Source organism: Cellulomonas edaphi, from assembly GCF_030362815.1.
GTDB lineage: Bacteria > Actinomycetota > Actinomycetes > Actinomycetales > Cellulomonadaceae > Cellulomonas > Cellulomonas edaphi.
Genome location: NZ_JAUCGR010000004.1, coordinates 42,420 through 54,424, shown reverse-complemented (window position 1 = coordinate 54,424; position 12,005 = coordinate 42,420). Strand labels below are relative to the sequence as shown.

Annotated in this window: 10 protein-coding genes; 1 reads left to right on the top strand and 9 read right to left on the bottom strand. The window is 72.1% G+C overall.

Annotated features, from left to right (window positions below; genetic code table 11):
• Positions 1 to 400: 400 nt before the first annotated feature.
• The 8 genes from ilvC to ilvD (QRT05_RS13795) all read right to left on the bottom strand — a co-directional run bounded on the left by ilvC (position 401) and on the right by ilvD (QRT05_RS13795) (position 9,250).
• Positions 401 to 1,429: a ketol-acid reductoisomerase gene (ilvC, locus tag QRT05_RS13830; RefSeq protein WP_289447912.1), complete on the bottom strand. Its 1,029-nt coding sequence runs from the start codon at positions 1,427 to 1,429 to the stop codon at positions 401 to 403.
• A gap of 43 nt (positions 1,430 to 1,472) precedes the next feature.
• On the bottom strand, positions 1,473 to 1,997 hold the full coding sequence (gene ilvN / locus QRT05_RS13825; RefSeq protein ID WP_289447911.1) for an acetolactate synthase small subunit: 525 nt from the start codon (positions 1,995 to 1,997) through the stop codon (positions 1,473 to 1,475).
• Between the two features lie 5 nt (positions 1,998 to 2,002).
• A complete protein-coding gene (locus QRT05_RS13820) occupies positions 2,003 to 3,862 on the bottom strand; it encodes an acetolactate synthase large subunit (protein WP_289447910.1) in 1,860 nt (619 codons plus the stop codon).
• Between the two features lie 254 nt (positions 3,863 to 4,116).
• On the bottom strand, positions 4,117 to 5,088 hold the full coding sequence (locus QRT05_RS13815; RefSeq protein WP_289447909.1) for an ABC transporter permease subunit: 972 nt from the start codon (positions 5,086 to 5,088) through the stop codon (positions 4,117 to 4,119).
• Positions 5,085 to 6,023 carry an ABC transporter ATP-binding protein gene (locus tag QRT05_RS13810; RefSeq protein ID WP_289447908.1) on the bottom strand — a complete coding sequence of 313 codons (939 nt, stop codon included), beginning with the start codon at positions 6,021 to 6,023 and terminating at the stop codon, positions 5,085 to 5,087. The genes QRT05_RS13815 and QRT05_RS13810 overlap by 4 nt, the downstream gene beginning before the upstream one ends.
• 93 nt (positions 6,024 to 6,116) lie before the next feature.
• Complete coding sequence (locus QRT05_RS13805; RefSeq protein ID WP_289447907.1) at positions 6,117 to 6,695, bottom strand: pyridoxamine 5'-phosphate oxidase family protein; 579 nt, start codon at positions 6,693 to 6,695, stop codon at positions 6,117 to 6,119.
• A 10-nt stretch (positions 6,696 to 6,705) separates the two neighbouring features.
• The gene (locus tag QRT05_RS13800; RefSeq protein WP_289447906.1) at positions 6,706 to 7,443 is read right to left on the bottom strand and encodes a DUF2306 domain-containing protein; all 738 of its coding nucleotides are present in this window, start codon (positions 7,441 to 7,443) and stop codon (positions 6,706 to 6,708) included.
• 103 nt (positions 7,444 to 7,546) lie between these two features.
• The gene (gene ilvD / locus QRT05_RS13795; RefSeq protein ID WP_289447905.1) at positions 7,547 to 9,250 is read right to left on the bottom strand and encodes a dihydroxy-acid dehydratase; all 1,704 of its coding nucleotides are present in this window, start codon (positions 9,248 to 9,250) and stop codon (positions 7,547 to 7,549) included.
• Between the two features lie 98 nt (positions 9,251 to 9,348).
• On the opposite strand from ilvD (QRT05_RS13795), the gene QRT05_RS13790 reads away from it, so the two are divergent.
• Positions 9,349 to 10,032: a TIGR00266 family protein gene (locus tag QRT05_RS13790; RefSeq protein ID WP_289447904.1), complete on the top strand. Its 684-nt coding sequence runs from the start codon at positions 9,349 to 9,351 to the stop codon at positions 10,030 to 10,032.
• A gap of 27 nt (positions 10,033 to 10,059) precedes the next feature.
• Here QRT05_RS13790 and ilvD (QRT05_RS13785) read toward each other — a convergent pair whose 3' ends face one another.
• Positions 10,060 to 11,922, bottom strand: coding sequence for a dihydroxy-acid dehydratase (gene ilvD / locus QRT05_RS13785; protein WP_289447903.1), 1,863 nt, complete (start codon positions 11,920 to 11,922; stop codon positions 10,060 to 10,062).
• Between the last annotated feature and the right edge of the window lie 83 nt (positions 11,923 to 12,005).

Here is a 12,005-nt window from a genome sequence, read left to right as displayed (position 1 = left end):
CGACGCCGTACGACCCGCGGTCGGTGGCCAGACCGGGCAGCGCGCGGGCGGGTCCGGCGGCCACGGGCGGGTGCGGCGGCCGCGGGCGGCTGCGCGGGGCGTCAGCGGGCGGCCGCGGGCGGCTGCGCGGGGCGTCAGCGGGCGGCCGCAGGCGGCTGCGCGGGGCGTCAGCGGGCGGCCGCGCGGGGCACCGGGCGGACCGAGCAGCCCGCGAACGCCGGCATCCCCGAGGGGGTGCCGTTCGGTCGCGCTGGCGCGGCTGGTCGCCGAGCGCGGGTCCCGCGACGCGGGCGCGCGTCGCGCGCGGCCCGCGCCGGCGCCGTGCGACCCGCGGTCGGCGGTCGGAACGGACGCACCGGTGCGGGTGCAGCGCGCAGACGGTGCGGGCACCGCGCGGGCGTCAGCGGGCGGCCGAGCCCTCGACGTAGTCCGAGTCGGACGGCTTGACCCACGCGAAGAGCTTGCGCAGCTCGCGGCCGACGGGCTCGATGGGGTGGTTCTGGCCCTTCTCGCGCAGCTCCTTGAACTCCGGCGCGCCGGCGTCCTGGTCGTTGATGAACCGCTCGGCGAAGGCGCCGTTCTGGATGTCGGCGAGAACCGCACCCATGTTGGCCTTGACGTCGGGCGTGATCACGCGGGGGCCAGACACGTAGTCGCCGTACTCGGCGGTGTCGGAGACGGACCAGCGCTGCTTGGTGATGCCGCCCTCGAAGATGAGGTCGACGATGAGCTTGAGCTCGTGCAGCACCTCGAAGTACGCGACCTCGGGCTGGTAACCCGCCTCGGTCAGGGTCTCGAAGCCGTACTGGATGAGCTGCGAGACGCCACCGCACAGGACGGCCTGCTCGCCGAACAGGTCGGTCTCGGTCTCCTCGGTGAACGTCGTCTTGATGCCGGCGGCGCGCAGGCCCCCGATCGCCTTGGCGTAGGAGAGCGCGAGCGCCCACGCGGAGCCCGAGGCGTCCTGCTCGACGGCGACGATCACGGGCACGCCGCGACCGTCCACGTACTCGCGGCGCACCAGGTGGCCGGGGCCCTTGGGGGCGACCATGAACACGTCGTGCTCGGCGGCCGGCTTGATGTAGCCGAAGCGGATGTTGAAGCCGTGGCCGAACACCAGCGCGGCGCCGGGCTGCAGGTTGGGCTCGATCTCGTCGCGGTAGACGATGCGCTGCACCTGGTCGGGCGCGAGGATCACGACGACCTCGGCGCCGGCGACGGCCTCGGCCACCGTGGCGACCTTGAGGCCCTCGTTCTCGGCCTTGGTGCGCGAGGCGGAGCCCTCGCGCAGGCCGACGGTCACGTCGACACCGGAGTCGCGCAGGTTGAGCGAGTGCGCGTGCCCCTGGCTGCCGTAGCCGATGACGGCGACCTTCTTGGACTGGATCAGCGACAGGTCGGCATCGTCGTCGTAGAACAGCTCAGCCACGGTGGAACTCCTTAGGTGATGTGGGTGTGCGAGACAAGGGGTATCAGGCGGAGCGCGTGACGCGCTCGAGCGCCCGGTCCGTGATCGAGCGGGAGCCGCGACCGATGGCGACCGTGCCGGACTGCACGATCTCACGGACGCCGAACGGCTCAAGGGCCGCGAGCAGGGCCTCGAGCTTGCCCGGGGAGCCGGTCGCCTCGATGACGACCGAGTCGGGGACCACGTCGACGACGTGCGCCCGGAACAGGTTGACGATCTCCAGGACGCCGGTGCGCTGCGACGCGTCGGCGCGCACCTTCACCAGCAGCAGCTCGCGCTGCACGGAGGCGCTGTCCTCGAGCTCGACGATCTTGATGACGTTGATCAGCTTGTTCAGCTGCTTGGTCACCTGCTCGAGGGGCAGCTCGTCGACGTCCACGACGACCGTGATCCGGGAGATCTCGTCGTGCTCCGTCGGACCGACCGCCAGGGAGTGGATGTTGAACGAGCGCCGGGCGAACAGGCCGGCGACGCGCGTGAGCACGCCGGGCTTGTTCTCGACGAGCACCGACAGTGTGTGACGGCTCATCTGGATCAGTCCTCCCGGTCCCACGCCGGGCTGATGCCCCGGGCGTACTCGATCTTGTCGTTGCTGCCGCCCGCGGCGATCATCGGCCAGACCATGGCGTCGCGCGAGACCGTGAAGTCCACGACGACCGGCTGGTCGTCGATCTCCAGGGCGCGCTTGATGGTGGCGTCGACGTCCGCCTTGCTCTCGCACCGCAGCCCGACGGCCCCGTACGCGTCCGCGAGCTTGACGAAGTCGGGCACCCGCCGCGTCCCGTGCCCCGTGTGCAGGTCGGTGTTCGAGTAGCGCTCCTCGTAGAAGAGGGTCTGCCACTGCCGGACCATGCCGAGCGAGGAGTTGTTGATCACCGCGACCTTGATCGGGATGTCGTTGATCGTGCAGGTGGCGAGCTCCTGGTTGGTCATCTGGAAGCAGCCGTCACCGTCGATCGCCCACACCGTGCGGTCCGGCTCGCCCACCTTCGCGCCCATGGCGGCAGGGACCGAGTAGCCCATGGTGCCCAGGCCGCCGGAGTTGAGCCACGCGTTGGGGCGCTCGTACCGGATGAACTGCGCAGCCCACATCTGGTGCTGGCCGACGCCCGCGACGTAGGTGGCGTCGGGTCCGCTGAGCGCGCCGATCCGCGAGATGACGTGCTGCGGGGCGAGCAGGCCGTCGGACGGCTCGTCGAAGCCCAGCGGGAAGGCCTCGCGCAGGTCGTCGAGCATCCGCCACCAGCCCTCGAGGTCGGGCTTGCCGTGCTGCCCGTGCTCGCGCGCGAGCTCCGGCAGCAGGTCGGCCAGGACCTCGCGCAGGTCACCGACGATCGGCACGTCCGCCGTGCGGTTCTTGCTGATCTCCGCCGGGTCGATGTCGGCGTGGACGATCGCGGCGTCGGGAGCGAAGCTCGACAGCAGGCCGGTGACACGGTCGTCGAACCGCGCGCCCAGCGCGACCACGAGGTCGGCCTTCTGCAGCGCGGCCACGGCCGGCACGGTCCCGTGCATGCCCGGCATCCCCAGGTGCTGCGGGTGGGAGTCGGGCAGCGCGCCGCGCGCCATGAGCGTGGTGACGACGGGAGCGCCGGACGCGTCGACGAGCGCGCGCAGCTGCGCGGAGGCGCGGGCGCGGATCACGCCGCCGCCCACGTACAGGACGGGCCGACGGGCCGTCGCGAGCAGCCGCGCCGCCTCGCGGATCTGCTTGGCGTGCGGCTTGGTGACCGGGTGGTAGCCCGGGAGCGCGATCTCCTGCGGCCAGGTGAACGTGGTCTGCGACTGCATGGCGGACTTCGCGATGTCTACGAGCACCGGGCCGGGACGGCCGGTCGAGGCGATGTGGAACGCCTCGGCGATCACGCGCGGGATGTCGTCGGGGTTCGTCACCAGGTAGTTGTGCTTGGTCACCGGCAGCGTGATGCCGACGATGTCGGCCTCCTGGAACGCGTCCGTGCCGATGAGCGACGCGCCCACCTGGCCGGTGATGGCGACGAGCGGCACCGAGTCCATGTGCGCGTCCGCGATCGGGGTCACCAGGTTGGTCGCCCCCGGACCCGAGGTGGCCATGCAGACGCCGACCCTGCCGGTCGCGGCGGCGTAGCCAGCGGCGGCGTGCCCGCCGCCCTGCTCGTGCCGCACCAGGATGTGGCGCACCCGGGTGGAGTCCATGAGCGGGTCGTACGTGGGCAGGATGGCGCCGCCCGGGATGCCGAAGACGACCTCGGCACCGACCTCCTCGAGCGAGCGGACGATCGACTGCGCGCCGGTGACCTGCTCACTGACGGAGCTGGTGACGGGGGCGGCGACGGAGCGCGAGCCGACTGCGGCGGGACCGTGGGCGGGCGGCGCGGGCGTGCGCGGCGGTGCCGGGTGGGGACCGGTAGCCATCGTTGTTCTCTCCCTGCGTGCGGTGGTGCTGCGGGGTCATGCATGTGCCGGACAACAGAAAACCCCTCGAGGCCGCATGGCCTGACGAGGGGTGAGCGCGCTGACGAGGCCTGTGCGGATGGCCTCAGCCGGCGCGCTCAGGAAGTACTACGAGGAGGATCGTCTGCACGTGAGCGAGGTTACGCCTCCGTAGGCTGGGTGTCACGCCGTCTCACATCGTGGTTCACACGCCCATCCTGTGGAACGCGCACGCGTCAGGAGACGTCGCGGCGCCGGAACACGACGAGCCCGACCCCGGCCACGACGGCCGCGACGACGAGCAGGACGACCCCGCCCTGCGCCGCGCCCACGACGTGCTCGACGGAGCGGCAGTCGTCGACGGCGATGCACTCGTCGACCACGTAGGAGGCGTGGCCGTGCACCCACGCTTGGGCGTTGAAGCCCAGGCTCACCGGCCGGAGCGTCGGGGAGACCTCGCCCAGCACCAGCTCGATCGAGACGACCCACCACACGAGCACGCCGAAGACCGCCGCGGCATGACGCAGGGAGAACGCGAGGGCGGCGGCGATCGATGCGACCACGACGGCGAGCGCCACCTGCCGCGCTCCCGTTGCCAGCAGGTCGCCCCACAGGACCACGTCGCCGACGGACTGGCCCGAGGCGGCGTGCACGGCCGTGATCGCGAGGACCACCGCGACCCAGCCGCCGGCGGCGAACACCGCCGCCGCGGCCATCGCGGCGATCGTCTTGCTCGCGAACACCGCGCTGCGCCGCGGCACGAAGGTGAGCCACAGACCCATCGAGCCGGTGGAGAACTCTGCCGTCACGAAGCTCGTGGCCGCCATGATCGCCGCGACGACCAGCGCGCCGGTCAGACCGTCGACGGCCGAGGTGACCGCGTCCGCGAAGGTCCGCGGCGGCACGAGGTACTCCTCGAGCCGAGGCGTCGGCAGCGCGTGGCACGTCAGCGTCGAGTCCGGATCCTTCTCGAGCACCTTCGCCAGCGCCTCGCGGCACTGCGTCTGGATCGGCCCGTCCGGGGCGTACGCCTCGACGTCGGACTCGTAGGCCTCCCTCGCCGCGGCGACCGTGGCGGCCGACGGCGGGCGGGTGTCGTGCCACGCCTCGATCGCGAAGCCGACGGCCACCAGCAGCAGCAGGCCCGCGACCAGCCACGAGAAGGCGCGGCTGCGGAACCGGAACAGCTCGACGCCGACGAGCCTCACGGCGCGACCACAGCGCCGCGGTCCGAGCCGGTGAGCTGCAGGAACACGGACTCCAGGTCGGGTCGGACCAGCGCGAGCTCCGACGGGTGCACGCCGCCGGCGGCGAGCACCTGACTGACCACGGAGGGGTCGGGCGCGCCGTCCACGACCAGCACGTCACCGTCCTGGCGGACGCCCCATCCCTGCGCGCTCAGCAGCCCGACGGCGACCGCCGGCTGCGACACACGCACCCGCACGCTGGATGCCGCGGAGGCGCCGACGAGCTCGGCGACCGGTCCCGACGCCACCAGCCGCCCGCGCACCACGATCGACGCGGTGTCGGCCACCTGCTCGACCTCGCCCAGCGCGTGGCTGGAGACGAGCACGGTCCGGCCCTGGTCCGCGAGGTCCCGCATCGTCCGGCGCACGTCGTGGATGCCCTCGGGGTCGAGGCCGTTCGTCGGCTCGTCGAAGATGAGCAGACGGGGGTCCTTCAGCAGCGTGGCCGCGATCGCGAGGCGCTGCCGCATCCCCAGCGCGTACTTGCGCACGGCGTCACCGCCGCGTGCACCGAGACCCACCTGGTCGAGCAGCGCATCCACCGCTCGCTCGCTCCCCCCGATCCCACGGGCGAGCAGGAGAAGGTTGCGGCGCCCGGAGAAGGCGGGGAAGAAGCGGGGCTGCTCGACGATCGCCCCGACGCCGGCCACGGCACGCTCGAGCCCGTCCGGGAAGTCGTGCCCGAGCACGCGGATGCTGCCCGAGTCCGGGCGCACGAGGCCGAGGAGCATCCGGATGGTCGTCGTCTTGCCGGCGCCGTTGGGGCCGAGGAAGGCGTGCACACCACCGACGGGCACGTCGAGGTCGAGACCCTCGACCGCGACGACCTCACGGAGCGTGAACGACCGGTACGTCTTGCGCAGCGCTCGCGTGCGGATCGCAGGCTCTGTCGTCACGCGCGCGGGCTCCTTCGGCAGCGCGGTCGCCGGACGCTCCCGCCTGCACCAGCCATCGGCACGCGGCCGGGTGAGGTTGAGCAGACGTGCTGATCAGCGCCCTTCGACCGGGTCCATGTCGAAGCCGGGCAGCCCGTCGATGCTCACGCGGTTCTTCTGCCGCCGGTAGTCGGCCCGGCCCTCGACGCCCTTGCGCTCCATGTACGGCGGGAGCAGGTCCCGCTCCCCCTCGTAGCTCATGAGCGGCACGCCGTAGCCGCAGGAGTCCGACACGCGTTCGACGTCGACGGCGATCACCGCGCGCGTGCCCTTGTTCTCGGGGAGTTCGGCCGGGAACAGCTCCAGCAGGTCGTCAAAGCCCTCGTCGTACAGCGTCACGAACCGTCCACGCCCGTGCAGCCGCACGATGTTCGGCGGGCCGTCGAAGGCGCAGAACATGATCGTGATGCGGCCGTTGTCCCGCAGGTGGGCGATGGTCTCCGAGCCGCTCGCGGTGAGGTCGACGTAGGCGACCGTGTGCTCGTCGATCACGACGAACGACCCCGGGATGCCCTTGGGTGACACGTTGACATGGCCGTCGGCGCCGCTCGGTGCGGTCGCGACGAAGAACATCGGCTGCTTCTCGACGAAGGCCCGCAGGCGACCGTCGATCGACTCGTGCACCTTTCCCATGCGTCGCACGCTAGCCCTGCATCGCCCGGTCCGGCTCGGTGATTCGCAGCGTGGGCAGGTGGCGTCGCCGGATCAGCCATTCGGCGACCACCAGGTTGGGGAGCCAGCACAGGAACGGCACCGCGGCGTAGGCGTTGTCGAACGCCGTGTCCACCCCGGACGGCCCCGACGTGAACGGCGCCTGCACGGCGACCAGCACTCCCGTCCATGCGCGCAGCGTCACGGCGGCGTACGTCAGCGCGAAGCTGCGGATCATCCACGCCTGGTGGCCCGCGGCGTCGCCGGCGCGGATGGCGCGGTATCCGCGCCAGGACGTGGCGAGCCACAGCACCGCGAGCGTGCCGAACCCGAAGAGGCCGACCATGCCCGCGGTGTTCACGGGCGCGAGCGCAAGCGCCCCCACCCCCGCGACGCCGACCGCCCCGAGGTAGGTGCGGCCGATCGCGCGGTGCACGGCGGGCCGACGACGACGCAGCCCCGCCCAGAACGAGAACGGCCCCACGAGCAGCGCGACGCCGCCCGCCGCGACGTGCAGGGAGAACGCCAGCAGCACGGGCGCCGGACGCCCTGCGTAGCCGGTCGCGAGCCCGACGTCGTCGGCCGCCAGGGCCCGCAGCGAGCGCATCAGGTAGGGGCTCACGGCGTAGGTGGCGACGGCCAGCGAGGTCAGCGTGACCACGGTCCAGCTGACCCGGTGCCCTCGTCGTCGGGTGCGCTCGGGCGTGGTCCGTGCAGCCGTGGTGGTCATGCGCCCGACGCTAGGGACGGGCGACGAGCTGGTCAGTGCGGCTGCCCCACCGACCTCGCCGTGGGGCAGCCCTACCTCGGCGGAGGCCGTCAGCGCGGACGGATCACGTCAGCACGGCCCCCTTGGAGGCCGACTGGACCAGCTTCGCGTACTTGGCCAGCACGCCGCGGGTGTAGGTGGGCGGCAGCGGTGCCCAGCCCGCGCGGCGGGCGTCGAGCTCGTCGGCCGGCACCAGGATGTCGAGCGTCGCGTTCGCCACGTCGAGGCGGATGCGGTCCCCGTCGCGCACGAACGCGATGGGGCCGGCGTCCACCGCCTCGGGTGCGACGTGCCCGACGCACAGCCCGGTGGTGCCGCCCGAGAAGCGGCCGTCGGTGAGGAGCAGGACGTCCTTGCCGAGCCCCGCGCCCTTGATCGCACCGGTGATCGCGAGCATCTCGCGCATGCCCGGGCCGCCCTTGGGGCCCTCGTAGCGGATGACGACCACGTCGCCCGCGACGATCGTGCCGTCCTCGAGCGCGTCCATCGCCGCGCGCTCCCGGTCGAACACGCGCGCGGTGCCCTCGAAGACGTCGCTGTCGAACCCCGCCGACTTCACCACGGCGCCCTCGGGCGCCAGAGACCCGTGCAGGATCGTGATCCCGCCCGTGCGGTGGATGGGGTTGTCCAGGGCCCGCAGGATCTTGCCGTCCGGGTCGGGGGGGTTCACGTCCGCGAGGTTCTCGGCGATCGTCTTGCCCGTGACCGTGAGGCAGTCACCGTGCAGGAGCCCGGCGTCGAGCAGCGCCTTCATGACCACCGGCACGCCGCCGATGCGGTCGATGTCGTTCATGACGTACCGGCCGAACGGCTTGAGGTCGCCCAGGTGCGGGACCCGCGCCGCGACGCGGGAGAAGTCGGCCAGCGTGAGGTCCACCTCGGCCTCGTGCGCGATGGCGAGCAGGTGCAGCACGGCGTTGGTCGACCCGCCGAACGCCATGACCACGGCGATCGCGTTCTCGAACGCCTCCTTGGTCATGATCTGGCGCGCCGTGATGCCCCGCCGCAGCATCTCCACGACGGCCTCGCCCGACTTGTGCGCGAAGGCGTCGCGGCGGCGGTCGGCCGACGGCGGTGCCGCGGAGCCGGGGATCGACATGCCGATCGCCTCGGCGACCGACGCCATGGTGTTGGCGGTGTACATGCCGCCGCAGGCACCCTCGCCCGGGCAGATCGCGCGCTCGATCCGGTCGACGTCCTCGCGGCTCATGAGCCCGCGCGCGCACGCGCCGACCGCCTCGAACGCGTCGATGATCGTGACGTCCTTCTCGGTGCCGTCCTCGAGCTTGACCCAGCCGGGCGCGATCGAGCCCGCGTAGAGGAACACGCTCGCGAGGTCGAGCCGCGCCGCGGCCATGAGCATGCCGGGCAGGGACTTGTCGCAGCCCGCCAGCAGCACCGACCCGTCGAGCCGCTCCGCCTGCATGACCGTCTCGACCGAGTCGGCGATGATGTCGCGGCTCACGAGCGAGAAGTGCATGCCCTCGTGGCCCATCGAGATGCCGTCGGACACGGAGATGGTGCCGAACTCGAGCGGGTACCCGCCCGCGGCGTGCACGCCGGCCTTCGCGGCCTGCGCGAGGCGCTGCAGCGACAGGTTGCACGGCGTGATCTCGTTCCAGGAGCTCGCGACGCCCACCTGCGGCTTCGCGAAGTCGTCGTCGCCCAGACCGACCGCCCGGAGCATGCCGCGGGACGCGGTCGCCTCCAGGCCGTCGGTGACCGTGCGCGAGCGAGGCTTGATGTCGGGAGTGCGAGCTTCGGTCATGCCCGGAGTCTAGGACCGGGCCAGGTCGCCTGCTCGGCCCGGGCGCAGGTCAGACCGGGCATGATGGCGACACCTACGACGATGTCAGGGAGAGAACCGTGCACGTGCAGATCGACGATGGACCAGCCTTCGCGTTCGCGGAGATCACCTTGGAGCCGGGCGGGTCCGTCCGTGTCGAGTCGGGGGCGATGGCGAGCCAGCGCGGCGACGTCAGGGTCGAGACCTCCACCCGAGGCGGGTTCATGACGGGGCTGCGCCGCGCGTTCGGCGGCGAGAGCTTCTTCGTCAACGACTTCTCGAGCAAGGCGGGCGGGAGCATCGGCGTCGCACCGGCCCTGCCGGGAGACATCGCCCTGGTGAGTCTCCCGGGCGGCGACGAGCTGCTCGTGCAGTCGGGCGGGTGGCTCGCGTCCGACCTGAGCGTCGAGGTCGACTCGTCGTGGGGCGGCGCGAGGGGCTTCTTCTCCGGGGCCGGCCTGATCCTGCTGCGCTGCTCCGGCCAGGGCGACCTGCTGGTCGCCGCGTACGGCGGCATCCGCGGTGCGAGCCTGGCGCCGGGCGAGCGGATGGTGGTCGACACCGGACACGTGGTCGCGTTCGAGAGCACCGTGCAGTACTCGATCCGCAAGGCCGGCACGTGGAAGACGACGTTCCTGGGCGGTGAGGGGCTGGTGGCCGAGTTCGTCGGCCCCGGGCAGGTGTTCATGCAGACGCGCAGCACCGGCGACCTGATCAGCTGGCTGGACGCCCGGCTGCCGCGGCACAGCTCGTCGAACGGCTGACCGCCCGCGCCCCCTGGGAGAGACCCGTCAGCGTCGGCGCAGGAGGGACACGTCGCGCACCGCGCCGCGGTCGGCGGACGTGGCCATCGCGGCGTAGGCCTGCAGCGCCGGGGACACGTAGCGGTCGCGATTCAGCGGCTGCCACGGGTTCTCCGACGCCTCCATCTTGGCCCGACGCTCGGCGAGCACCTCGTCCGGCACGTTGACCCGGATGAGCCGGGTGTCCACGTCGATCTCGATCTCGTCGCCGTCCTCGACGAGGCCGATCGTGCCGCCGGCCGCAGCCTCGGGCGAGATGTGGCCCACGGAGATGCCGCTCGACCCGCCCGAGAACCGGCCGTCGGTGATGAGCGCGCAGACCTTGCCCAGCCCGCGGCCCTTGATGAAGGACGTCGGGTAGAGCATCTCCTGCATGCCGGGACCGCCCGCGGGGCCCTCGTAGCGGACCACGACGACGTGCCCCGGCTGCACCTGCTTGGTCAGGATCTTCTCGACGGCCTCGTCCTGCGACTCGCAGACGAGGGCACGACCCACGAAGTGGAAGACGTCCGGGTCGATGCCCGCCGTCTTGAGCACGGCACCGTCCTCCGCGAGGTTGCCGCGTAGCACGGCGAGCCCGCCCTCGACGGTGTAGGCGTGCGCGAGGTCGCGGATGCACCCGTTCGCGGCGTCCGTGTCCAGGCGGTCCCAGCGGTTCTGCGTCGAGAACGCCTCCGTGGTGCGCACGCCCCCGGGTGCGGCGTGGAACAGCTCGACGGCCCGCTCCGTCGCCTTGCCGCCGCGCACGTCCCAGTCGTCCAGCCAGGCGCGCAGCGTCGGCGTGTGCACGGAGGTCACGTCGTGGTCGAGCAGCCCGGCCCGGTCCAGCTCACCGAGCAGCGCGGGGATGCCGCCCGCGCGGTGCACGTCCTCCATGTGGAAGCTGGGGTGGTTGGGGGCGACCTTGGACAGGCACGGAACCCGGCGCGACAGGTCCTCGATGTCGCTGAGGTCGAAGTCGACCTCGGCCTCCTGGGCCGCGGCGAGGATGTGCAGGACCGTGTTGGTGGAGCCGCCCATGGCCACGTCGAGCGTCATGGCGTTGGCGAAGGCGGCCTTCGTCGCGATGCCGCGCGGTGCCGCCGTGTCGTCCTCGTCCTCGTAGTACCGGCGGGCGAGGTCCACGATCGTGCGGCCGGCCTCGAGGAACAGCTCGCGGCGGGCGGCGTGGGTGGCCAGGGTCGAGCCGTTGCCCGGCAGCGAGAGGCCGAGCGCCTCGGTGAGGCAGTTCATCGAGTTGGCGGTGAACATGCCGGAGCACGACCCGCACGTCGGGCACGCCGACTCCTCGACGGCGGCGAGGGCCTCGTCGCTCACGTTGTCGTCCGCCGAGTAGTTGATGGCGTTGATGAGGTTGAGCGGGGTGGATGCGACGCCGTTCGCGACGATCGCCTTGCCCGCCTCCATGGGCCCGCCGGAGACGAACACCACGGGGATGTTCAGCCGCAGGGCCGCGTTGAGCATGCCCGGCGTGATCTTGTCGCAGTTGGAGATGCAGACCAGGGCGTCCGCGCAGTGCGCGTTGACCATGTACTCGACCGAGTCGGCGATGAGGTCGCGGCTGGGCAGCGAGTAGAGCATCCCCGCATGGCCCATCGCGATGCCGTCGTCGACCGCGATGGTGTTGAACTCCTTGGAGACGCCACCCGCCTCGCGGATGGCCGACGCCACGAGGTCGCCCATGTCCTTGAGGTGCACGTGGCCCGGGACGAACTGCGTGTAGGAGTTCGCGATGGCGATGATCGGCTTGCCGAAGTCCTCCGAGCCCATGCCCGTCGCACGCCACAGGGCACGCGCCCCGGACATGTTGCGGCCATGGGTGGACGTCCGAGAGCGCAGGGGGCGGCTCATACCGGTCAGCTCCTTCGACACGGGAGCAGCCGCACCGCGCGGCTGCCGAGCCAGGCTACGTCCGCGTCCGCGCAGGTCCAGGA

Excerpts from the sequence above, each read along its gene's own strand:
- QRT05_RS13800 (WP_289447906.1), bottom strand. The coding sequence starts at position 7,443 with ATGACCACCACGGCTGCACGGACCACGCCCGAGCGCACCCGACGACGA.
- ilvN (WP_289447911.1), bottom strand. The coding sequence starts at position 1,997 with ATGAGCCGTCACACACTGTCGGTGCTCGTCGAGAACAAGCCCGGCGTG.
- ilvD (WP_289447905.1), bottom strand. The coding sequence starts at position 9,250 with ATGACCGAAGCTCGCACTCCCGACATCAAGCCTCGCTCGCGCACGGTC.
- QRT05_RS13805 (WP_289447907.1), bottom strand. The coding sequence starts at position 6,695 with ATGGGAAAGGTGCACGAGTCGATCGACGGTCGCCTGCGGGCCTTCGTC.
- QRT05_RS13820 (WP_289447910.1), bottom strand. The coding sequence starts at position 3,862 with ATGGCTACCGGTCCCCACCCGGCACCGCCGCGCACGCCCGCGCCGCCC.
- ilvD (WP_289447903.1), bottom strand. The coding sequence starts at position 11,922 with ATGAGCCGCCCCCTGCGCTCTCGGACGTCCACCCATGGCCGCAACATG.